The following is a 20,647-nucleotide window of genomic DNA, read 5'->3' as shown; positions in this document are numbered from 1 at the left end:
TCCTCGGACCGGATCCCTGGGGCCGACACGTCGGCCATCACAGTGCACACTGGGACGTGTTATGCAAAGCCCCAGGCTGGTCGCCACCGACCTCGACGGCACCGCTCTGCGCTCGGACGGCACCGTCTCCCCCCGTACGGCCGCGGCTTTTTCGCTTGTGGAGAACGCCGGGGCCACGCTGGTCTTCGTGACCGGCCGGCCACCTCGCTGGATGCACATGGTCGCGGGAGCCGTACGCCATCGAGGACTGGCCATATGCGCCAACGGAGCCCTCGTCTACGACCTGCACAGTGAGCAGATCGTCAAATCCCACCTCATCCACCCGGACGTGCTTGAAGAGGTGGTGAGGCGTCTGCGCGAAAAGGTTCCCGACCTCGCGTTCTCTGTGGAATACGAGGGCGGATTCGCCCACGAATCGGACTTTCGTCTCGGAGGATGGGACAGCAAGGCGGTCGGCGGACGCCGCGTCGGAACGGAGAAGCTCACCTCGCGGCCCTGCGCCAAACTTCTGGCACTACATCCCAGAATGGACCCCGACATCCTCCACGCGGCGGTTTATGGGCTGGTCGGCGACCTGGTCACCCCCACCCATTCCAGCGGCCGGGCACTGATCGAGATGAGCGCGCACGGCGTGACGAAGGCATCGGCGCTGTCCCACCTGGCCATGACGCTCGGCATCGTGGCCGAGGACGTGATCGCCTTCGGCGACATGCCCAACGACCTTCCGATGCTCCGGTGGGCCGGAGTCTCGTACGCCGTCGCCAACGCCCACCCGGAGGTGCTGGCCGCGGTCGATCACGTGACCGCGGCCAACAACGACGACGGGGTCGCCGGGGTTCTTGAGGAGCTCTACAGATCGTGACGGGCTCGCGAGCCCTCGGAAAGCCCGGTGAAAGTTTCACGATCGGGGAGCCGACGGCGTCCGCCGTACTCTCCGCCCGGTTCGCGAGCCCTCGCCACGCCCCTCGGCGGGCCGGCGGGTGTCGTGCGGGGGCCTCACAGATCGTGCGGGTTCCTCGTCACAGGTAGGGGCCCGCGTTGCCGCCGGGGGAGCCCTCCTGCTGCTGGAGGGACATGCCGCCGGGCAGAGCCCTGCGCATGTTCTCCAGCTGGGCGCGAGCCGCCATCTGCTGGGCGAACAACGTGGTCTGTATGCCGTGGAACAGTCCCTCGAGCCAGCCGACCAGCTGCGCGTGGGCGACCCGGAGCTCCGCCTCGCTGGGCGGGGTGCCGTTGACGTCCTCGGTGAACGGCAGCGAGAGCCGTTCCAGCTCCTCGACGAGTTCCGGTGCCAGACCGTCTTCGAGCTCCTTGATGGAACTCTGGTGGATCTCCTTGAGCCGCTTGCGGCTGGCCTCGTCCAGCGGAGCCGCCCGGACCTCCTCGAGGAGCTGGCGGATCATGCTGCCGATGCGCATCACCTTGGCGGGCTGCTCGACGAGGTCGGCGATCGACCGGCTCTCACCGTCCTCCTCGCCCTGGGAGCCCTGGGGACCCACGACCACGATGTGCGGAGTGCTCTCCTCAGCGTTCATAGCCTCAACTTACTAGCAGGATTTTCCCGATGTGTTCTCCGGACTCCAGGATGCGGTGGGCCTCGGCCGCGTCGCTCATCGGCACCCGGGCGTGCACCACGGGCCGGATGGCCCCGGCGTCGAGCAGGGGCCAGACGTTGTCCACGACCCCGCGCACGATCGCCCCCTTCTCGTCGACGGACCGGGAACGCAGCGTGGTGCCGTGCACCGAGGCCCGCTTCGCGAGCAGGGCTCCCAGGTTCAGCTCGCCCTTCGCGCCGCCCTGCAGGCCGATCACGACCAGCCGGCCGCCCGTCTTGAGAACCCTGATGTTCCCCGGAAGATATTTGCCGCCCATGATGTCGAGGACCACGTCGGCCTTGACCTTCTCCGAGAAGTCCTCCCGCCGGTAGTCGATCCCCTCGTCGGCGCCCAGCTCCAGGCAGCGGTCGATCTTCTCGGGGGACCCGGCGGTGACGATCACGCGCGAGCCGAACGCCTTCGCCAGCTGCACGGCCATCGTGCCGATCCCGCTGGCACCGCCGTGCACGAGGAGGGTCTCGCCCTTCCGCAGGCGCGCGGTCATGAAGACGTTGGACCAGACCGTGCAGGCCACCTCGGGGAGCCCGGCGGCCTCGACCAGGTCGACGCCCTCCGGCACGCGCATGACCTGCTGCCAGGGAACGGCGACCTTCTCCGCGTACCCGCCGCCGCTGAGCAGCGCGCACACCCGGTCACCGGGCGCGAACCCCTCGACGTCCGGACCCACCGCCTCGACCACGCCGGAGCACTCCATGCCCGGGTACGGCGAGGCGCCGGGGGGCGGGTCGTAGAGCCCCTGGCGCTGCAGCGCGTCGGCCCTGTTGACCGCGGAGGCGGCCACGTCGATGATGACTTCGCCGCGTTCGGGCAGCGGATCGGGAACCTCCCGCCACGTCAGCACTTCCGGTCCACCTGGTTTATCGATCACGATGGCGCGCATGTGATCAAAGGTATCCGCTGAGCCCCAACTTGGTGGTTGCTCGCGTTGACAGGAACACAGGGCGTTAACCTGCTATGTGTTTGCTGCCCTTTTATGCCCATCCCGAGGGGGAACACGGTGGCAAGACACGATCGTGAGGAATCTCTCGAGGAACAGCTCGCATGGCTCGACGCCATCAAGGAGCAGGAGGAGGAGGCGCCCGCCCTGGCGGTGAAGGCCGGCGCGGTGGACGACGCCGTCGTCTCGCCGTACCCGAAGGACCCCTGGAGTCTGGTCCCGACCGAGCCCGACACGACGTCCTCGCCGCTGTTCCGCGCGGCCGTCGACTCGGCTCACCCGGTCGCCGACCCTCCGGTGGAGGACGCCGACGCGGCCGAGTGGATGGAGGCCTCCGACACGGTGAGCTCCTTCACCGTGCCCGCTCCGGCATCCGGCAAGCAGGACAACGACGGCTTCCTCGCGCCGCTCAAGCCGCTGCCGCGCCAGGAGCAGGGCGACACCGGCGACCACGGTGTCGCCGACTTCACCGAGCCGCACCTTCGCACCCCGTTCGCGGCGCCCGCCCAGGAGCCGTCCCGCGGGTTGTTCGAGCAACCCAAGCGCCAGGCGGAGCCGGCCGAACCCTTCACGCCTCCCGCCTCCGCCTCCGACCCGGCCGAGCCCTCCGACCTGGAGCCGCTCAAGCCGTCGTCCTCGGACACCGAGCGGTTCACCTTCGGCGGCACGGAGTTCGGCGGTACGGACTCCGACCGCTTCTCCTTCGGGAGCGGCGGCACGCGCTCCACCTCGGGCGGCAAGGACTTCTCCTCGGCCGGCGGAGACTTCTCCGCCGGAACCGCCGAGGCCGACCGGTCCGCGTCCGGCACGATCGGGTCCGGCACGTCCGGTACGTCCGACGGTGACGACCGGTTCTCGTCAGGTGCCGCGGAGGCCGACCGCTTCCCCGCCACCGGTGCCGAGCACGACCGCGACCGTACGATCTTCGAACCCTTCGAGTCCTTCGAGTCCTTCGAGTCCACGGTGACGTCGGCGGTGAAGGAGCCGCCCAGGCAGGCGCCCGAGCGCTTCGAACCCGACTCGGATCGCTTCGAACCCGTTCCGGCGCCCGTCCCCGCGTCCGGTTCCGAGCCCAGGCCCGAGCCCGCCGAGTCGTTCCGGGCTCCCGATTCCTTCGGCACCGACAGGCCGGAACCGGCCGCGGCGCCGGAGCGTCCCGCGACCTCGGGCGCGTTCGGCCCGGAGTCCTCTTCGGGCTCCTTCGGCACGGACACCGCCCCCGGCTCCCGTGGCTCCTTCGGCACGGAGCGTTCCAGCTCGGCTCCGCCCCCTTCTGGTTCTTCCGGGTTCGCGGCCTTCTCCGGCCCCACGGCCTTCGCGCCGGGCCGGGACGCGCCCCCCGCCCCGGAGCGGGACCCGTCCCAGGAACGCGCGGAACGGGAGAGTCCCTTCGCGCCGGGCCGGGACGCGGCCGAACCCGTGCGGGAGCCGTACCAGGCACGCCGCCGCCAGACGGCTCCGGCGCCCGCCTTCGGCGCACCGGCCAGGCAGCAGCCTCCGGGCACGGCTCCCCGGCAGTCCGCCGACAGCCTGGATCCGGAGTCGCTGCTGAGGGGCCGTCGCAACGCGCCCGCCGGGGGCTGGCGGAAGCTGGTCTACAAGGCGTCGGCCGGGCTGATCAAGCCCGGCGAGTCCCCGGAGGTCCGTCGCCGAAGGGAGCTGGTCGGCCGCGCACGCACCCCGGTGGCCACCGGCCACCACCGTGTCGCCGTACTCAGCCTCAAGGGCGGTGTCGGCAAGACCACGACCACGGTCGGCCTCGGCGCCACGCTGGCCCAGGTACGCGGTGACCGGGTCATCGCGGTCGACGCCAACCCCGACCGGGGCACCCTGTCGGACAAGGTCGAGCTCGAAACCTCCGCGACCGTCCGCGACCTGCTCAACGAGCGGCAGCAGATCAAGAGGTACGTGGACATCCGGGCCTTCACCTCCCAGGCCCCGTCGCGCCTGGAGATCCTCGCCTCCGACCGTGACCCGTCGGTGTCCGAGGCCTTCAGCGCGGCCGACTACCAGTCGGTCTCCCAGGTGCTGGAGAACTTCTACTCGATCTGCATCACCGACTGCGGCACCGGCCTGCTCCACTCGGCCATGTCCGGCGTGCTCGGCTTGGCCGACCAGCTCGTCCTGGTCAGCTCCCCCTCCGTGGACGGCGCCCGCGCCGCCTCGGCGACCCTCGACTGGCTGGAGGCCCACCACTACGAGGAGCTCGTCCGCTCCGCGACCGTGGTGCTGTGCAGCGTCCGCCCCCGCTCGAAGTCGACCGTCGACCTCGACCGCCTGGAAGCCCACTTCGCGGCCCGCTGCCGCGCCGTCATCCGCGTCCCCTACGACCCGCACCTCGAGGAGGGCGCGGAGATCGACCTTGAAAGGCTCCAGCCCGGTACCCGCGAGTCCTACCTCCGCCTGGCCGCCTCGGTCGGCGACGGTTTCGCCGGTCCCCAACCCTGATCCGCACCCGGCGGGCGCCACGTCTCCGATTCGGAGACGTGGCGCCCGCCGGGTCAGGGCACGCCCGGGTCAATGAGAGACTAGGGTGCAATCTGACGCGTTCTCCGGACGTGTCACCAGGAGAGCTCGCCTAGTGGACGATGGCGGCGGTCTTGAAAACCGCTAGGCCGGGTGACCGGTCTCGTGGGTTCGAATCCCACGCTCTCCGCTGAGCATCGCAAACGGCGTCTGACCAGGCACTTGGCCTCGGTGAGGCGCCGTTGATCGTTTCCGGGCTGTGCAGCCGTATGCCGCTCTGAGCGGCCACATGTCGCTGGTCGTGGGATATCTGTGGGATGAGCCCGGTGTCCTGTCCGCGCGAACCTTGCGACGTCCGGACCAACCCTGCGATCGCCACTGCGACATCCACACTGACCCTGCGACAGGAGAGATCTAACAGAGGAAGGTAAGCAGGTGACAGTGGCGTTGCCACACCGTCAGGATTGGATCATGTCTCGTGATCTTCGGCTTCGAGCCACCTTTGACAGAGCGGCTGCCTCCTATCAAGACGCGCGCCCTGATTACCCGGACGAGTTGTATTCCGATCTGCTGGCGATTACAGGGGTCACGCCCCCCGCGCACCTGCTGGAGGTCGGGTGCGGCCCGGGGAAGGCCACGCTGCCCTTGGCACGGATGGGCTTCCGGATCACCGCGGTCGAACTCGGCGATGCCTTGGCAGCAGAAGCACGGCACCGCCTCACTGAATTCTCCGACGTTTCCGTGATCACGTCGTCATTCGAAGGCTGGCAGCCACCGGCTGGAGCTCACTTCGATCTTCTATACGCGGCCACGGCGTGGAAATGGGTGGACCCGGAGGTCAAGTACGCGAAGGCAGCTGCTCTGCTCGCCCCGGGCGGCCACTTGGCCGTATGGAACGCCGACCACGCAATGCCGGCAGGCTTCGACCCGTTCTTCACCGAGATCCAGAAGGTCTATGAGGAGATCGGCGAAGGCCATGACGGTCCGTGGCCCCCGCCACCACCCGAGGACCAACCCGACCCCATGGCCGCCGAGTTCGAGGCCTCCGGGCACTTCACCGTGGTCGGAACGAAGCTCTACGTATGGGCTCTGCGCTACACAGCAGACGAATACATCGCTCTGCTCAACACGTTCTCCGGCCACATCGCCATGGAGCCGGCCAAGAGTGAACACCTCTACCGTGAGATACGCCGCCGCCTCGCCGCACGCCCGGATGGACGACTCACCCGCCACTGGTCGGCTGTCCTCACAATCGGCCGACGCCTGTGACCTGGAGGTGGGTCCAGAGCAAAAGAGCACACCGAAAGTGCAGAGTTACTCCGGACAATAGAGCATCCGTCGTTCGGAACCACTTGACATTCAGCAGGTCAGACTAACCAGTACAACTACTACGCCCGGACGGGACAACCGGCCACGTTCGCCCAGCTCAGCCGGGAAAAAAAGAGAGGGCCCCGGATGACCGAGACCCTCTCACCGTAACCGGTGGACTCACGCCGCCAGCGCATCCTCAATCCTCTGGTTGGCGATTTCCGCGCCCCCGTCGATGCACTTGGCGTAGACCTTGAGCAGCACATCCACCCCGTGCCCCGCTCGCTCGGCCACGTCGGGAGCCGCCACCCCGGCATTGAGCCACAGGGACACCGCCGCATGGCGCAGGTCATACGGTCGGGCAGCCAGGGGTGAGACCTGCTGTTCGGGAGTCAGAGCGAAGGTCCGCGCCGCCTTCCACACCTCGCAGTAGGTCCCGATGGAGATCACACCACCGCGAGAGCTACGGAACAGCCGACCGTCCTCGTGGACGCCGAACTCTTCGATGTGCTCGCGCAGGATGCCCACCAGCTCGGGCGGGATCGGCACGGGACGGCCCTCGTTCTCGGCCCGGTGCTTCAGGCCCCGATCATCGTGACCCTCACCGCTGTCGGTCCACTTCTTGTTCGTCTGCGGCTTGGACTTGGCCAGGACGAACCGCCCCCAGCCCGTCGCGGGAAGGTGGCAGTCCTGCTTGCGGAGCCCGCCCTGAGCAACGGTGCGTCGGTTGAGCGCGACCTAAGTGTCTAGTCCCACGACATGCTTGACGTTGCTGTCCCATGACACAGCTGACGAATGCCCTAGGAAAGACCGGCCTTGCGGGGCTGAACCGCTCTAATACGGCGGACAGGTTGAGCGTGGTGCGACGGACCACGGGGTGACGCCGACTGCGGAAGGATCGCGAGACCGCTTAGCTGAACCCTCAAAGGAGGAAGGCCACGGCCCGCTCGGCCACAACCGGGGCTGTTTTCCCTTCCGGCCCGAAATGGTTGAGGCCGTTCAAGGTTTCGAGTGTGGCGTTGGGAAGGGTGTCGCGGATAGCGTCGAACTCGGCTCTGCTGGCGCGCGCGGTGCGGTTCCCGCAAAGGAGCAGCACCGAAGCGGTGACGGCCGCGAACTCGGCGAGCCTGCCCTGCTGGGCTGCGAGCTGCTCGTGCTCGGCCAGGCAGGCCCCCAGAAGGGGCCGCATCCGCTGCCAGCTCGGGCCGCGGAAGCCCACACGCATCGCCATGCGCAGATACCAGTACGGCATCTTGGTCATGAAGGCCGGCGCGCCGCCCGAGCCTTGGATGAAGTGAACGAACGCGCCGTAGGGATCGTCCGCGGCCAGCCGTTCCCGGTACGGGGCCATCCAGCCGGTGGGGACGGGAGCGACGGGCACTCCGGGCTCATAAACCGCGATGCGGTCAAACAGCTGGAACGAGCGTGCAGTCTCAAGGATGACGAGTGCGCCGTAGCTGTGACCGAACGCCAGCCGCGCTCCGGTCTCCGCCTGGACGGCGAGGAGGTCTTCTACTTCCTTTCCCAGGGCGTACTGGGGCCCCTGAGGACCGCTGGCGCCGCGTCCTCGCCGGTCGACCACGTTCACCGTGAAGGAGCGGGCCAGCACGGAGGCCAACGGCAAGTAGTCCTCCGAGGTGCGCAGGCTGCCGCCGAGCACGATGAGGCCCGGCCCGGCGCCCATCGTCTGATAGCTGATCGGCGTACCGTCGGCCGAGGAGACGGTGCGCTGGTGTGCCGGTGAGGTCTGGATGCCCTGATTCATTTGGTTCTTTCTCGTTCCAGGCGGTCGAACGTGGCCAGTAGTTGCGCGGTGCGCTCGGCGTACTCGGCGTACGACACGCCGCTGTGCGCGACGAGTGCGGCCAGCCGGTCTTCAAGGCCCTGCTGGGCCGAGGCCACCAGCTGCTTTCCCTTGTTCGTGAGGCTCAGTTGTCGGCGGTGCCCCCCGGCAGGGTCGGGCTGGACGTCGAGAAATCCTTCGGCGGCAAGGACGGCGGTCATGCGGCTCACCGACGGCTCGGTCACACCGAGGGCGTCGGCAAGGGCCCGTTGCGTCGAGGCGCCCAGCTCCCCTACCAGGGTGAGCGCCAGGAAACGGCTGTAGGACACGTTGTACTCCGCCCGCAGGATCCGGTCGCCCGCCCGGTCCAGGCGGGCGGTGAGCACATGCAGGTTGAGGCTCAAATTTCGTTCCACCGTGTTAACTTAACATCCTAACTTAGGAATGCAAGTTATAGCCGGGACCGGTTCACTCTCCGGGTGGTGACCGTGAGTCGCAAGCCGCCGCAATCGACACCTACGACCGGACCGTGCCGAAGATGCAGCCAGCGGCTGGCGATTCTGGAAGCGGTGGCGCGGGCCGGCGGGATCGCCAGCCGGGTCAGAGGACTGCTGGTGGACGGGCGTTTCCGGCATCCGCGATTTCCTCGGTTACAGGCGTTGATCCCGCATCAGATAGTGCTCGCCTGGCCGGAGTTCCTGCTCGGCGGCCAGTGGGTGACCGTCTCCGAACTCTACGGTGATCTGAGCGCGTTGCAGGGGGGAGGCGGGTTCACCAATGCCGGTGGTGAGACGCTCTTCGACGCGGTGGCTCGTACCGCCGTGGACTGGGACGGTGTGACCTGCTCGTCCTGCGATCTATCGGGCCACGTCCTGTTCGATCTGGGGTATTTCAGCTCCCGTGATGCCCTGTTTCGGACGCATGGTCAGACGTTGCGCCTGCCGGTTCGTATCATCGCGGACCTCGTCATGAGTCGCCGAGCGGCTTGAGCCCTGCCGACACCGACAGGTCCCCAGAAGGGCCCCGGTGCTGCTCGGGGTCCCTTCGTGTCTCCGCTCACGCCGCTCTGACGGTTTCAGAATGAGGTTCAGATCTAGAGGGCAGTGCGACTTCAGAACAGTGTCTGTGGCAGATTCACCGTATCGGCGTCTGGATCGCTCATAACCTCCCCTGTGGGGTCGCCCGCGTAGACTCGGGTCTTACCGCGCGACCAATTCAAAATGTTTTTCCTGTCGATGTCGAACTCTGCGGCAAGTGTCAGCGACATCGGTCGGCTTTTACGTGACGTATTCCAGTATTCCTCCAGTATTTGGCGCTCGCTTCCCTGCACCGCCGTGCTGCTATACGATCATCCGTCGTGACGGACCTCTTCGACAGTCTTTTGGTGCTGCTCCCGTTGGTGGCTCTTGGCCATGCGGCGTATCGCGCCTTTCTGAACCCGGATGACGCGACCGGGATCTTCCGTAGAGGATTTCTCGCCAGTGGCGTCGTGTTGCTCCTCCTGCCGCTGGTAGGTGTGGTTCAGATCTTTGGTCGCGGCTTCTCTGCGGGCCCTGAGACGCTTGACACCGCGGTGAAGGCGGGATTCGGGATGCTGATCGCGGCTCTCGTCTGTGCAGTCGTCGAGCGTAGACAGAGCCGGCATCAGGGGTGAACGCGGAGCGGTGTGCTACGACAGAAGTAAACGAAGGAAGGGGCCGGAAGCTTGACGACGTGCCCGGCAGAAAGGGGGCAGCCACAGGGAACACAATCATTGCGATGGGTCGTTTTTTCGCGGGTCGGGCAAGATCGACGTTCGTTTTTGAAGATAGAACGCCAGGAACTCAGGCTTCCCGCGTCCGCTCTGTTCTCTGTTGATCAGTGGTTCATGAGGGCCGGAACGTCCATTTTCCGGGAACGCTGAACGGCGGCGCCCCGACTGATCAGGATCACCGCGCCGATGAGCAAGGCCACCACTCCCGAAAGCTCGGCGAACGCCATCATGACGTATTCGCCGTCCGGATCGCCGACTCCGGCGGGTGAGCTGTTGAGCCATCGTGACGCGGCCATTGCCTGGGACAGGACCAGAGATCCGAACGCGACGGTGATCCCTCCCAGGACGAAGCCCGGAGGCGCCGGCCGGGGCCGCTTGCTGAAGAAGCCGGCCCACAAGACTCCGGCCACCAGTGAGACCGGGACCGTGAGAAACCAGCCGATCTCCAGGCTCACGATCGCATCCAGGCGTAGATGCTCGAATCCTTCGCCCCGGGGGGAGTGCAAAAGCGGGATCATCAAGGTCCTGCTTGCGGAGCCTGAGTGCCTCGGCCGGGCGGAGACCGGCGAAACAGGGGCGGGTGAAGATGAACCGCGCCGGGATCACCGGAGGTTTCGGTCTGTTCCGGCGCGGTTCAGAGCGTCATCGCGACCCAGTGAAGGTACGGGGAGAGGGAGCGCGCCCCACCGATGAACCGAGAACTGATGAGCCGAGGACTGCGGCGAGCCGCTCCATCACCCGGTCCTGCGGTTCTTCTTGAATTCCTCGACCAGCTTGAGGAACTCGGATTCGGAGGCGGCGAACTTCGTGATGCCCTTCTCCCGATCGGTCTTCACGAAGTACAGCCAGGGCCCGGCGGCCGGCTTCAGAGCAGCTTCGATGGCGTCGGCGCCCGGGCTGCAGATGGGACCGGGCGGCAGGCCGAGGTGCGCATAGGTGTTGTACGGCGACCTGCTCCTGAGATCCTCGTTCGAGACCTTCGCGCCGAACTTGTTCAGGCCGTACATGACCGTGCTGTCCAGGGACAGCTTCATCTCGGGCGTGTGGTTCAGCCGGTTGTGGATGACCCGCGCGATCTTGGGCATGTCGCGCTTGTCGGTCGACTCGGCCTGGACGATGCTGGCGATGGTCAGGATCTCGAGTGGCGTACGGCCGACACGCCCGGCACCGGCCACCAGGTCGCTGTCCTGGGCGGCGCGGTTGAAGCGTGTCACCGTCGCGGCGAGGAGTTCGTCGGGGCTCGACGTGGGTGAGACCTCGTAGGTTCCGGGGAAGGGGAATCCTTCCAGCCCGCCCTTGGCGTAGGCCGGAAGGCCAAGCGCCTCGCCGTCCTTGGCCGCCCGCTCGAACTCCGCGAGCGGTCTGCCGGTGGCGGTCGACAGCTGCTTCAAGATCTGCGTGAGCCGCTGTCCTTCTTTCACGGTCAGGGTGGTCACGGTCAGGGTGGTCTGCCCCTGCCGGGTCTCCGCAGGAGTCTCGCCGGAGCCCCGCCCGGTGAAGTCCTTGGGGGCCGCCGCCGGAGAGGACAACCCCTGGACCACGAGCGTGGATCCGACCGCCATCACTGTTACGGCCGCCGCCGCCGCCAGGGCGAGGCCGCGCCGACGGGATCGGTTCCGGTCGGCGGGGAAGAACCGGCCCGGTGGGGGTGGCTGCTCCTCGTGGGCCATGTCGGAAAGGGTCTCGCGCAGCAGATCCTCGATGTTCATCCGAACTCCCTCACGGTGCTCAGTTCAGGGGCGGCCTTCTTCAGACGCTCCAACGACCGGTAGATCTGGCTGCGCACCGATCCCACCCTGACACCGAGCAGCCGCGCGATCTCGGTCTCGGACAGGTCCTCGAAGTAGCGCAGCACGAGCATGGTCCGCTGCCGGGGTGTCAGCCGGGCGAGAGCCGCGCGCATCACCAGGCGAAGGTCCACCATTTCGGCATGCCCGTCGCCGATCTGCTCGGGCAGCCATCCGGTGGACACTTCCGCGACGCGGGAACGGCGCCGCCACCAGCTCACCTGCTCGTGATACATGACACGGCGGACGTAACCCTCGATGGCCGCCGGGTCGCGCAGGCTGCGCCACTTCACCGCTGTCTTCGTCAACGCCGACTGCACCAGGTCCTCGGCGGCGTGCCGGTCGCCGGTCAGCAAGTACGCGGTACGGAACAGCGCCCCTGATCGATCGACGACGAACTTCCGGAAGTCCGCCTCAAATCCTGGATCCACCTGTCCTCCTCGCGATGTCACCAAGCAAGGACGCGGACAGGACGCCGGTCTATGCCGGCACGGCCGAACCGATCTGCATCAAGGGCTGCACGCCCTGGCCCGCGTCATCTACCTTCGCCACCTGCGGGCGTCAGCCCGAGCCGATTCCTCAGGGGTCCTGCCTGCCGGATGACGATCGCCGGCGGGATGATCCGTCCCTGCAGGACATCCCGTTGCGGTGATGCTGTTGCGGTGATGCAGAGCACTCCGACCACGCATGTGCGTGTGGTGTTCGAGCTCCGGCAGGATGACGCCGGCCGGCCGCGGGCAGGTTCAGGCGATCGGGAAAACCACGCTCACATCGGTGATACCAGGATCTTCCCCCGGTATATGACGGATACTTGAGTCCCGCATCGGGACACGACCTGAGATTCAGGGGTGGCCATGGCGCCGAAGACTTTCGCGGACGGACGTGACCGCGGCCTGGTCGTGTCCATGGTCGTGCTGTCTCTCGTCATGATGTGGGGCCTGGCCGTGGTGGTGCTCGACGTACTCGCCTCCGCCGAGCTGGGATCGGCGGCCGCACGACTGCCGGACGCGAGGCCGGACATCGAAGGGGTGGCGGGCGCGGATGGCGGCCTGGCCGAGAAGGTGCGGCGGGTCAGGGAGGAGGCCGCGGGGCTGACCACCGCCTTCGCGCTGTTCATCGCGGTGACCGCGGGGACGTTGGGCACGCTGGCCTGGTTCGCCTGGAGGCGCCGGTCGGCCGCCATGTCGTTTTGGACTGGGGTGGTGACGGCTCCCTACCTGTGCGGGCTCGGCGCGGCGCTGTGGTTCCAGCCGTTGCCCGAGCCGAGGCTCACCGCCCCCTACGGGGAGGCGCTGCGGGCCGTCCACCCGTACTGGTACGCGCCCGCCCGGGCAGTGGTGATCGCGCTCGCGGCGGCCGTCCACGTGGTCGTGCTCATCCTGATCGCTCGGTGGTCGGTCAGAACGACCGGCGGGCCCGCGTCCGCCCGCCCTCTCGCCGCCGGGTTCATGGCCGTGACGGCGACGTGTGCCCTGGCGGTGGCGGTGCTGAACTTCGCGGGCATCGCTCAGGCGAGGAAGGCGGCGCTCGGCGAGGCCGTCGCCGAGGGAGCGGACGCGGCGAGCGGCTTCGTCCACGATCCCGGCACCGCCGACCGCCTGCTCGACCTGTCCGTTCGAGACGCCTGGGTGTACGCGGCGCTGCTGGCCGTGGCTGCGCTGGTGGCCTGCGCGGTCGCCATCGGCGCGGCACGCGGCGGGAACGGGGCGCAGGTGACGGCGGCGACGCTGGCGGGTGTGGCGGTCGTGCCGTACATGACGGTGCTGCTCGCGGCCGTGGCGCTGGGGCCGTTCGTCCACGGCAACGGGGAGCCGGTTCATCTGTCGGTGTCGGAAGGCCCCGAATGGTACCGGCCCGTGGTCTGGTCCCTCCTCGCGGCGGCCGCGATCACTTTTGTCGCCGGAACCGCACTCGTGATCCGGCCCTCGAACCGCCCCGCCCCACCGTAGCCCCTCAAGATGATCTTTCAGGGCGCCGCGACGGTACGGTGTGCCGATGGCGGACATCTACGAATTCGTACTGTCGGTGAACATTCGTGCTGACGTCACCGACGACGAGCTCGCCGAGCTGCGGTGGCATGTGGGGCAGGGGCCACGGCCTGAGCGACTGCCGATCGGCACTGACAGATACGTGGAAACCTATCCACTCGGCGATCCTGACGACCCCGGCTGCGAGTGGGAGGACGCGGAGGCGGAGCCCGTGTTCGCGCGGCGCGGCGCCGCCCGGCGAGTGGGGGGCGCGCTCGTCGCCGAGTTGGTCGCGCGAGAGCGACCGGACGGCTGGGCACTGACGGTACGCCAGGAACTCCATCCTGACGACTTCTACCAGGTCCGGACCCTGCTGGCCTGGCTGGGCCGGTGCTCGGCCGACGCACATGCCGCCGGTGTCGAATCCTTCGTCGGCTACCTGCGCTTCCACGAGAGCGCTGAGATCGCATCCCTCGTTCTCTCGAACGGGCGGATTCGCGTGCCGGAGGACATCGAATCGCACACCCCGCACTGGGAGGACGCCACGTTGTGACCGGCCCGGCTTCTCCTTCGCGGGCCGGTGGCGGACGGTGGTGCCAGAAACCGGTGGCCGGCGTAGTGGCCGGCTTTGAGAACGTCCTGCGCAATCGTGCTCTTGCGTCACGGATCAGGAGGCGTTCACGACCGATCCGATGGACGATCCGGCATTCGAGATCATCGACGCCACCCCACTTTGTCGGCGTCTTGCGAGACACAGGACAGACGAGGTCGTGATGAGGAGAGGATCATCAAGGTTGCACCTTGTCCGCCATAATATAGCGGTGAAACGTTACGTGTTTTATGTCTTGTTTGTAGCTGTAATTCTGCCACTCCTCGGCGGGTGCGGCCTTGCTGACCGTATAGCGGGAAGGAAGCAGTACAGCGTCTCAAGTGAAGTCATGGAGCCCACGATCAAAGCGGGCGGTGAAGTAACGGCGACGCAGACCGAGGGGCGATACGTTCCGAAGCTCGGTGACGTCATTCTTTTCAAGACCCCCATGACGTGGGGTGGGACCGGCATCCGCATCGCGCGAGTCATCGGTGTTCCGGGGACTGCCGTGCGGTGTTGCGACGGTCAGGGGCGGACGACCCTGAACGGAAACCCCTTGGAGGAGCCCTATCTCAAGGAGCCTCCCGCTTCGCGTATTGCCTTCGGCCCCGTGACCGTTCCCGAGGGGCGCGTTTGGGTGCAAGGAGATAATCGGCACGTTTCTCTCGATTCACGCAGCCGGTTTCTTGACCCGAGCAACCGGAGTAAAGACGATTCCATGGTCTTGGTGTCCAGCGTCGTCGCGGTCGCCGACCTCGCCGCCGTTGAGTAAGGGCGGGAATCAGAGGACGGTCCGGACCCGGATCGGAACCGTGTTCGTTCCCTGCGCTGATCCGGCCCGCCCTCAGCCGCGATAAGGCGGAGGATCGCCCGGCGTGAGATGGGACGGTGGTCGGGCCCGAGAGGGCGACGGCCCCGGCGAGCGGCGGAAGGGCGAGGCCGACAGGCGCGGCGGCCGGCGTACGGTGAACGCCTGAAATTTTCACGGCTCGGCGAGAGGTTCACGCAGTTCGGCTGCCCGTCGGCCCGCCTCGTCTTGACCCGTCCGCAGGGGCGGAACCACACTCCGCTGGAGTGTCACCCCTCCGCGCGGCCACCTGAGCGGTCCGCATCGCCGCCGCACTCGCGTGCCGGTTCTCACGGGGAAATGTTAACGCCAACAATTTCGGGAGCCGATAACAGCCGCCCATGTTAGCGATAACACGATCAAGGTTCATCCCATGACGACGCCGGGGACCGGCACCGAGTGGGCCAACGGGACTCAGAAGGCGCGGATCAGCACCGACAGGCAAAAGGACGAGACATGACGCAAGATCAGAATGAGCCCGTGAGCGGCGAGCGAAAGCCGCTGAGCCGGAGAACCGTCCTGACGACGATGGGGGCCCTGCCGATCCTCACGGCCGCGGGCACGGTCATGGGGGCCTCGGAGGCCGCGGCCGCCACGGCGGTCATCAACCCGTCGGCGCAGCGGCAGACGATCCGGGGCTTCGGCGGCATGGCCTTCGCGTCCTGGATCGGCGACCTGACGGCAGCCCAGCGGGAAACGGCGTTCGGCACCGGTGAGGGCCGGCTCGGGTTCTCCGTGCTGAGGATCCCCGTCCCTGAGAACCAGGCGGACTGGAGCCGTGACGTGGCGACGGCGAGGCGCGCGATCGAGCTCGGGGCGTCCGTCATCGCCTCACCGTGGAACCCCCCGGCCAGTATGGTCGAGACCTTCACCCGCGGCAGCCAGACCAACGCCAAACGCCTCAGGTCCAACATGTACGCGGCCTACGCCCAGCACCTGAACGACTTCAGCACGCACATGCGGAACAACGGGGTGAACCTGTACGGCATATCAGTGCAGAACGAGCCCGATTACGCGCATGACTGGACGTGGTGGACCCCAGCCGAGATCCTCCGGTTCATGCGGGAGAACGCCGGCTCGATCAACACCAGGGTCATCGCGCCCGAGTCCTTCCAGTACCTGAAGAACATCTCGGACCCGATCCTCAACGACCCCGTGGCGCTCGCCAACATGGACATCCTCGGCGCTCACCTCTACGGCACGCAGTTCTCGAACTTCCCCTACCCCCTCTTCAAGCAGAAGGGCGCGGGCAAGGAACTCTGGATGACCGAGGTCTACCACCCCAACAGCAGCGACTCGGCCGACCTCTGGCCCCAGGCGCTCGACGTGGGGGAGCACATCCACCGCGCCATGGTGGACGCCGAGTTCCAGGCGTACATCTGGTGGTACATCCGGCGCAGCTACGGCCCCATGCGGGAGGACGGCCAGATCAGCAAGCGCGGCGCGATGATGGCGCACTTCGCCAGGTTCGTCCGCCCCGGATACGTGCGGGTCGACGCGACGGCGAACCCGGCGTCGAACGTCTACGTCTCGGCCTACCGGGGCGGTGACTCCTCGATCGTCATCGTCGCCGTCAACAAGGGCACCTCCGCGGTGAGCCAGCAGTTCACCGTGGCGAACAGCGCCGGATCATCCAGTGTCTCGTCCTGGCTGACCGACGCGAGCAGGAACGTCGCGCCCCAGGGGGCGACCACCATGTCGAACGGCTCCCTCACCGTCACGCTTCCCGCCCGAAGCGTGATGACCTTCGTGACCAGCCTGGGCCCCACCCCGACCCCGACGCCGAGCCCCACCCCGACCCCGACCCCGACGCCCACTCCGACGCCCGGCGCCGGACCCCGGGTCGCCTACACGGTGAACGCCTGGAACAACGGCCTCACCGCCAGCATCAGCATCACCAACACCGGGACCACGGCGATCGACGGCTGGACGCTGGTCTTCACCCTGCCCTCCGGCCAGTCCATCACCTCGGGCTGGAACGCCACCTACACGCCCTCCAGCGGCCAGGTGAGCGCCCGCAACGTCAGCCACAACGGCACGCTCGCCCCCGGGGCGACCGTCGACATCGGCTTCCAGGCCAACCACACCGGCAACACCGCCGAACCGGCCGCCTTCACCCTCAACGGCATCGCCTGCACCGTGGTCTGACCCACGAAGGGGACGGGCGCGGCCTCTCCGACGAGGGGAGAGGCCGCGCCCGGAAGCGTCGGTTCCCTGCGCGCCGACCGGCGTATCAGGACGTTATGTCACCACCGGATCCGAGACAGGGGCGTGTTTCACGGAGTCCCGTCCGCGGGTCGAACGTCAGGAAACGACGTCAACGCTGCCTTGCGCCTCAGGGCGATGAGACACATCGGTGAAGTCGCGACGACGGATCTCGATCAGGGCGTAGGCGGCGAAGGCGTAAGCAGGACCGTAAAGGAAAGGCGGAATGCCGACACCTGTGCCGTTCCGGTAGCAGGAGTACCAGCTGGGAAGAGACAGGTGATCGGCCGGCGGGCAGTGGGTCAGGTCCGACCAGGGGCCGACGACGTTGGCGGCGAGATTGACCACCGCGAGAACTCCCAGGACGACCGCCAGGACCAGGGTGGTTCGATCCCGCCACCTTCGCCGGAGCAAGGCCGCCACGGCCACCATGGGTACGGGGAGCGCGAAGGCCAGCACGATGATTTCGGCATTCCACAGCACCTGCATGACGTCCATGCCGACGGAGCCCAGGTAGCCGATGCCGAGGCCCTGAGACAGAGGGAAGATCCCGATCCCGTCGATGACGTGGAAGTCGTAGTGGAAGAGGCCGGTGCTCGCGATGACCTCGCTGCCGAACCAGGCCGTGACCGAGGGAAAAAGCACGAGCAACGCAGTCATCGACCACCACCATTGGACTCGCATCCGCCCTGCTTCCCGGCACCGGTCCCGAATGAGATGAAAAGCATGGCATGTTGGGCTCATCCCGGTGAGAACCGGTCTTTGACCCGGCCGGGCGGCCACCCGCGAACCGGCGTTCCCGGGTCACGACCGCCACGCGTCGACCACGTCCGCCACCGCCACCTCGACCCAGGCCGGAGACAACACCACCGGCTCTTCGTCGCCGTACCACTGCCCCGTCACGTCCACCCCGTCCACCGTCAGGGCGCGCACCGGATTGTGACTCGTCCAGACGAACGTCACCTCCACCCGCTGGTCCAGAACCGGCAGCAGCCGCTCCTCCACCAGACGGCGCAACACCTCATGCCAGCCGTCCGGCTGCGGCAGGCCACGCTCCTCGTGGAAATCCCACACCACGTCCGGGACGTCCCCGTCGTCGAAACCCCACTTCGACAGCAGCCCGTCCGAGAACAGGCGCAGCACAGGCCCCTCGCTCACGATCCCGCCCCCCGGTCGCGCATCATGGTCACACCGACGCGACCGGCGTTCCCGGTCGGTCCGTGGGGAGCGGTCGATCCGCCGCACCACCGGCACGTCACCCGCCTACGGCGCCTCTTCGGCGACCGGTACCCGATTGCCCAGCCCGCGGGGCATCAGCAGGAACACCTTGGGCGACAGGCGGTCCATGTCCCCTCCTCTGCCGAACACCAGACCGGCGGCGAAGTCGACGAACTGCTTCGCCTCGTCGTCCGGTAGCGCGGTGAGGTCCATCACCACGGGCACCCCCGTGCGGAAGAAGTGCCCGACGTAGATCGCCTCGTTGTAGTTCTGGGGACGTAGTGTTTTGACCACCGCATAAGTCTCCACCGTCCGTCACGCCCGTCAAGATGTCTTCCGAAGCGTAGGCGGCACCTCACAACCCGCTGATCTCACAGGGTGCAGCCCTGTGGAATCGTGAACCCGCTGACACCTTGAACCCACCCGCGTACCGGGGAGTGATCGCGTGACCGAGTCCGGCCGGCTTCTCCAGGTCATCGTGTGCGCGGCCGGTGCCGCCCGGGACGTCGGCCGTCTCGTCACCCTCGCCCAGGGCGAGGGCTGGACCGTCCAGGTCGTCGCCACCCCGTCCGCGCTGGACTTCGTCGACGTCCCCGCCCTGGAACGGCAGACCGGATGCCCTGTCCGCAGCCGGTACCGGACACCGGACGAGCCCAAGCCCCCGCGAGCCGACGCGATCATCGTCGCCCCCGCCACGTACAACACCGTCAACAAGTTCGCCCAGGGCATCGCCGACACCTACGCCCTCGGCCTCCTCGCCGAAGCCCCCGGCCTCGGCATCCCCGTGGTCGTCGTGCCCTTCGTCAACGACGCTCTCGCCACCCGCGCGCCGTTCCGCCGGAGCGTCGAAGGCCTCCGGGCCGAAGGCGTCCGCGTCCTGACCGGCGCTTCCGAGTCCGACCCGGTCGATACCGGAGACGAAAGTACCGGAGACGAAAGCCGGGAGAGCCACCCCTGGGCCCTCGCTCTCACGGAGATCTCGGGGAAACAGGCTCACCGGACGCGCGCTGATCGGTCATAGCGAGCGGCGAGGAACCGGCGCCATGAGATGCGTCGGTTCCCCGCGAGTATCGGTCTGCACCAGAATCTCATTATGTGTCCGTAGCCGTTGTGTGACGTGAAACAACCATTGATTCTCATGCTTCCGGCCTGTTCCGATGTTCTTCCTCTCCCGGCCGGTGACTCATATGTCACCGGGCTTTTGGGTCTTACAATGACCACCGGAAGGAAGGACGGTGGGATCTGGAAGGCTCAGGAAGACAGCGGCCCGGTGTGGTGGTCGATCCCGGGCTGCCGCCTGAGGTCGCGGGTCTGCTTCGCGCGAATCCATCCCTGCTCAGACGCATACGGGCCGGTTGGAGGCCGCTGGAGAATCCGCCGAGGAGATCCGCGGTTTTCCCGGCCGTCGCCGGTATGTTCGCGGCGGTCGGCTTTCTGGCGGTGCTTTCCTTCGAAAAAGGGGCCGGGCTCGGAATCCTGATGCTCATCATGCTCGCGTACTTCGTTTTCGCGGCGATCAGGGCCGCGAGGGATTCCGAGGAGAGCGGCAGCCCGGAGCAGGAACTGTTCGAGCTCGCGCACCGCTACCGCGATTCCTATCTTCTCCCCGACGACTTCGACGCCGCTGCGGGCCGCCTGCTCGGCCGGGCGCGGCTGGCGGTCGACTCCGTCCTGCGATCGCGCGTCAACGCCGAGGGACTGCTCGACGACGTACGGAACGCCGTCATGCTGCCTCCACAGGAATGGGAGGTCGCGCGCCTGCTGGCCAAGCTGTCCGCCCTTCGTGGAGAACACCGCGATCTCATGCGGGGCGGGGTCACCCCGGAGGTGGCGGCCGTGATGAAGCCGCTGGAGCGCGTGCTCGCCGACAGCGAGAGCGCCGTCACCGCGAGGGTCGAGGCGCTCGAGCGTTACGCGGCCCATGTCGCCGACGCCGAACGTGCCTACCGGGCCCGCGGCCAGATCGAGGCGCTGGTGGAGCGGTTGCCCCGCTACGAGGAGCTGCTCGCCGAATCGGGGGCCGACGGCCTGAGCATGCCCGAGATCGGGCACCTCACCGGCGAGGCCGACGAGCTGGAGCAGGCGTTGCGCGCGAGCATCGGTTCGGCGCACGAGCTGTTCCGCCATCTGGAGGGCCCGGCGCCGTCCGGGTGAGGGGCATCGGATGATCA

23 protein-coding genes and 1 tRNA gene are annotated in these 20,647 nt (G+C 67.5%); 12 read left to right on the top strand and 12 right to left on the bottom strand.

The features are described from left to right. The first annotated feature begins 61 nt into the window (after window positions 1-61). Window positions 62-862, top strand: a complete 801-nt coding sequence (locus AB0G15_RS21700; RefSeq protein WP_362842464.1) for an HAD family hydrolase — start codon at window positions 62-64, stop codon at window positions 860-862. A gap of 157 nt (window positions 863-1,019) precedes the next feature. Here the strand turns inward: AB0G15_RS21700 and AB0G15_RS21695 are convergent, their stop codons facing one another. Together AB0G15_RS21695 and AB0G15_RS21690 are read right to left on the bottom strand one after the other, a co-directional pair. Continuing rightward, window positions 1,020-1,535: a bacterial proteasome activator family protein gene (locus tag AB0G15_RS21695; protein ID WP_362842461.1), complete on the bottom strand. Its 516-nt coding sequence runs from the start codon at window positions 1,533-1,535 to the stop codon at window positions 1,020-1,022. Window positions 1,536-1,539: 4 nt separating this feature from the next. Then, window positions 1,540-2,496 (bottom strand): NAD(P)H-quinone oxidoreductase, encoded by a 957-nt coding sequence (locus AB0G15_RS21690; protein ID WP_362842459.1) that lies wholly within the window; start codon window positions 2,494-2,496, stop codon window positions 1,540-1,542. A 117-nt stretch (window positions 2,497-2,613) separates the two neighbouring features. Between AB0G15_RS21690 and AB0G15_RS21685 the strand changes: the two genes are divergently transcribed. The 3 genes from AB0G15_RS21685 to AB0G15_RS21675 all read left to right on the top strand — a co-directional run bounded on the left by AB0G15_RS21685 (window position 2,614) and on the right by AB0G15_RS21675 (window position 6,288). Then, window positions 2,614-5,001: an AAA family ATPase gene (locus tag AB0G15_RS21685; RefSeq protein WP_362842456.1), complete on the top strand. Its 2,388-nt coding sequence runs from the start codon at window positions 2,614-2,616 to the stop codon at window positions 4,999-5,001. A gap of 119 nt (window positions 5,002-5,120) precedes the next feature. Further along, window positions 5,121-5,209 (top strand) — tRNA-Ser (locus AB0G15_RS21680). 281 nt (window positions 5,210-5,490) lie between these two features. Further along, a complete protein-coding gene (locus AB0G15_RS21675; protein ID WP_362842453.1) occupies window positions 5,491-6,288 on the top strand; it encodes a methyltransferase domain-containing protein in 798 nt (265 codons plus the stop codon). Between the two features lie 219 nt (window positions 6,289-6,507). Here AB0G15_RS21675 and AB0G15_RS21670 read toward each other — a convergent pair whose 3' ends face one another. The 3 genes from AB0G15_RS21670 to AB0G15_RS21660 all read right to left on the bottom strand — a co-directional run bounded on the left by AB0G15_RS21670 (window position 6,508) and on the right by AB0G15_RS21660 (window position 8,526). Beyond that, the gene (locus AB0G15_RS21670) at window positions 6,508-6,876 is read right to left on the bottom strand and encodes a hypothetical protein (protein ID WP_362842451.1); all 369 of its coding nucleotides are present in this window, start codon (window positions 6,874-6,876) and stop codon (window positions 6,508-6,510) included. Window positions 6,877-7,249: 373 nt separating this feature from the next. Further along, a complete protein-coding gene (locus tag AB0G15_RS21665; RefSeq protein WP_362842448.1) occupies window positions 7,250-8,092 on the bottom strand; it encodes an alpha/beta hydrolase in 843 nt (280 codons plus the stop codon). Further along, window positions 8,089-8,526 (bottom strand): MarR family transcriptional regulator, encoded by a 438-nt coding sequence (locus AB0G15_RS21660; RefSeq protein WP_362842446.1) that lies wholly within the window; start codon window positions 8,524-8,526, stop codon window positions 8,089-8,091. Before AB0G15_RS21660 ends, AB0G15_RS21665 begins: the two co-directional genes overlap by 4 nt. Window positions 8,527-8,589: 63 nt before the next feature. On the opposite strand from AB0G15_RS21660, the gene AB0G15_RS21655 reads away from it, so the two are divergent. Then, the gene (locus AB0G15_RS21655) at window positions 8,590-9,099 is read left to right on the top strand and encodes a hypothetical protein (protein WP_362842443.1); all 510 of its coding nucleotides are present in this window, start codon (window positions 8,590-8,592) and stop codon (window positions 9,097-9,099) included. A gap of 122 nt (window positions 9,100-9,221) precedes the next feature. Here AB0G15_RS21655 and AB0G15_RS21650 read toward each other — a convergent pair whose 3' ends face one another. Then, window positions 9,222-9,377 carry a hypothetical protein gene (locus tag AB0G15_RS21650; RefSeq protein WP_362842440.1) on the bottom strand — a complete coding sequence of 52 codons (156 nt, stop codon included), beginning with the start codon at window positions 9,375-9,377 and terminating at the stop codon, window positions 9,222-9,224. 90 nt (window positions 9,378-9,467) lie between these two features. On the opposite strand from AB0G15_RS21650, the gene AB0G15_RS21645 reads away from it, so the two are divergent. After that, entirely contained in the window at window positions 9,468-9,764 is a 297-nt protein-coding gene (locus AB0G15_RS21645; RefSeq protein WP_362842438.1) for a hypothetical protein, read from the top strand. A 203-nt stretch (window positions 9,765-9,967) separates the two neighbouring features. Here the strand turns inward: AB0G15_RS21645 and AB0G15_RS21640 are convergent, their stop codons facing one another. The 3 genes from AB0G15_RS21640 to AB0G15_RS21630 all read right to left on the bottom strand — a co-directional run bounded on the left by AB0G15_RS21640 (window position 9,968) and on the right by AB0G15_RS21630 (window position 12,081). Next, on the bottom strand, window positions 9,968-10,318 hold the full coding sequence (locus AB0G15_RS21640) for a hypothetical protein (protein ID WP_362842436.1): 351 nt from the start codon (window positions 10,316-10,318) through the stop codon (window positions 9,968-9,970). Between the two features lie 279 nt (window positions 10,319-10,597). Then, a complete protein-coding gene (gene mltG, locus AB0G15_RS21635) occupies window positions 10,598-11,572 on the bottom strand; it encodes an endolytic transglycosylase MltG (RefSeq protein WP_362842434.1) in 975 nt (324 codons plus the stop codon). Continuing rightward, window positions 11,569-12,081 carry a SigE family RNA polymerase sigma factor gene (locus AB0G15_RS21630; RefSeq protein WP_362842432.1) on the bottom strand — a complete coding sequence of 171 codons (513 nt, stop codon included), beginning with the start codon at window positions 12,079-12,081 and terminating at the stop codon, window positions 11,569-11,571. The genes mltG and AB0G15_RS21630 overlap by 4 nt, the downstream gene beginning before the upstream one ends. Before the next feature lie 423 nt (window positions 12,082-12,504). On the opposite strand from AB0G15_RS21630, the gene AB0G15_RS21625 reads away from it, so the two are divergent. The 4 genes from AB0G15_RS21625 (at window position 12,505) to AB0G15_RS21610 (ending at window position 17,201) form a co-directional block, all read left to right on the top strand. Beyond that, complete coding sequence (locus AB0G15_RS21625) at window positions 12,505-13,599, top strand: hypothetical protein (protein WP_362842430.1); 1,095 nt, start codon at window positions 12,505-12,507, stop codon at window positions 13,597-13,599. Window positions 13,600-13,645: 46 nt separating this feature from the next. Beyond that, window positions 13,646-14,170, top strand: a complete 525-nt coding sequence (locus AB0G15_RS21620) for a hypothetical protein (protein WP_362842428.1) — start codon at window positions 13,646-13,648, stop codon at window positions 14,168-14,170. 139 nt (window positions 14,171-14,309) lie between these two features. Beyond that, a complete protein-coding gene (lepB, locus tag AB0G15_RS21615) occupies window positions 14,310-14,978 on the top strand; it encodes a signal peptidase I (protein WP_362842426.1) in 669 nt (222 codons plus the stop codon). A gap of 555 nt (window positions 14,979-15,533) precedes the next feature. Further along, window positions 15,534-17,201 carry a cellulose binding domain-containing protein gene (locus AB0G15_RS21610; RefSeq protein ID WP_362842423.1) on the top strand — a complete coding sequence of 556 codons (1,668 nt, stop codon included), beginning with the start codon at window positions 15,534-15,536 and terminating at the stop codon, window positions 17,199-17,201. Window positions 17,202-17,357: 156 nt separating this feature from the next. Here AB0G15_RS21610 and AB0G15_RS21605 read toward each other — a convergent pair whose 3' ends face one another. The 3 genes from AB0G15_RS21605 to AB0G15_RS21595 form a co-directional block, all read right to left on the bottom strand. Beyond that, window positions 17,358-17,918: a hypothetical protein gene (locus tag AB0G15_RS21605; RefSeq protein WP_362842421.1), complete on the bottom strand. Its 561-nt coding sequence runs from the start codon at window positions 17,916-17,918 to the stop codon at window positions 17,358-17,360. Between the two features lie 144 nt (window positions 17,919-18,062). Continuing rightward, on the bottom strand, window positions 18,063-18,416 hold the full coding sequence (locus AB0G15_RS21600) for a hypothetical protein (protein ID WP_362842419.1): 354 nt from the start codon (window positions 18,414-18,416) through the stop codon (window positions 18,063-18,065). 105 nt (window positions 18,417-18,521) lie between these two features. After that, window positions 18,522-18,770: a cell division protein SepF gene (locus AB0G15_RS21595; RefSeq protein WP_362688623.1), complete on the bottom strand. Its 249-nt coding sequence runs from the start codon at window positions 18,768-18,770 to the stop codon at window positions 18,522-18,524. Between the two features lie 151 nt (window positions 18,771-18,921). Between AB0G15_RS21595 and AB0G15_RS21590 the strand changes: the two genes are divergently transcribed. Together AB0G15_RS21590 and AB0G15_RS21585 are read left to right on the top strand one after the other, a co-directional pair. Next, window positions 18,922-19,497, top strand: a complete 576-nt coding sequence (locus AB0G15_RS21590; RefSeq protein WP_362842416.1) for a flavoprotein — start codon at window positions 18,922-18,924, stop codon at window positions 19,495-19,497. Window positions 19,498-19,955: 458 nt separating this feature from the next. Further along, the gene (locus AB0G15_RS21585) at window positions 19,956-20,630 is read left to right on the top strand and encodes a hypothetical protein (RefSeq protein WP_362842414.1); all 675 of its coding nucleotides are present in this window, start codon (window positions 19,956-19,958) and stop codon (window positions 20,628-20,630) included. Window positions 20,631-20,647: the final 17 nt, after the last annotated feature.

It is taken from the genome of Streptosporangium sp. NPDC023825 (genome assembly GCF_040639575.1).
Lineage (GTDB): Bacteria > Actinomycetota > Actinomycetes > Streptosporangiales > Streptosporangiaceae > Streptosporangium.
The sequence above is the reverse complement of the archived record's forward strand: the minus strand, read 5'-3'. Positions and strand labels throughout refer to the sequence as shown.

Coding starts and splice junctions, on each gene's coding strand:
- AB0G15_RS21585 (WP_362842414.1), top strand. CDS start 19,956: ATGCTCATCATGCTCGCGTACTTCGTTTTCGCGGCGATCAGGGCCGCG.
- AB0G15_RS21620 (WP_362842428.1), top strand. CDS start 13,646: ATGGCGGACATCTACGAATTCGTACTGTCGGTGAACATTCGTGCTGAC.
- AB0G15_RS21625 (WP_362842430.1), top strand. CDS start 12,505: ATGGCGCCGAAGACTTTCGCGGACGGACGTGACCGCGGCCTGGTCGTG.
- AB0G15_RS21650 (WP_362842440.1), bottom strand. CDS start 9,377: ATGTCGCTGACACTTGCCGCAGAGTTCGACATCGACAGGAAAAACATT.
- AB0G15_RS21690 (WP_362842459.1), bottom strand. CDS start 2,496: ATGCGCGCCATCGTGATCGATAAACCAGGTGGACCGGAAGTGCTGACG.
- AB0G15_RS21700 (WP_362842464.1), top strand. CDS start 62: ATGCAAAGCCCCAGGCTGGTCGCCACCGACCTCGACGGCACCGCTCTG.
- mltG (WP_362842434.1), bottom strand. CDS start 11,572: ATGAACATCGAGGATCTGCTGCGCGAGACCCTTTCCGACATGGCCCAC.
- AB0G15_RS21695 (WP_362842461.1), bottom strand. CDS start 1,535: ATGAACGCTGAGGAGAGCACTCCGCACATCGTGGTCGTGGGTCCCCAG.
- AB0G15_RS21665 (WP_362842448.1), bottom strand. CDS start 8,092: ATGAATCAGGGCATCCAGACCTCACCGGCACACCAGCGCACCGTCTCC.
- lepB (WP_362842426.1), top strand. CDS start 14,310: ATGGACGATCCGGCATTCGAGATCATCGACGCCACCCCACTTTGTCGG.
- AB0G15_RS21605 (WP_362842421.1), bottom strand. CDS start 17,918: ATGACTGCGTTGCTCGTGCTTTTTCCCTCGGTCACGGCCTGGTTCGGC.
- AB0G15_RS21675 (WP_362842453.1), top strand. CDS start 5,491: ATGTCTCGTGATCTTCGGCTTCGAGCCACCTTTGACAGAGCGGCTGCC.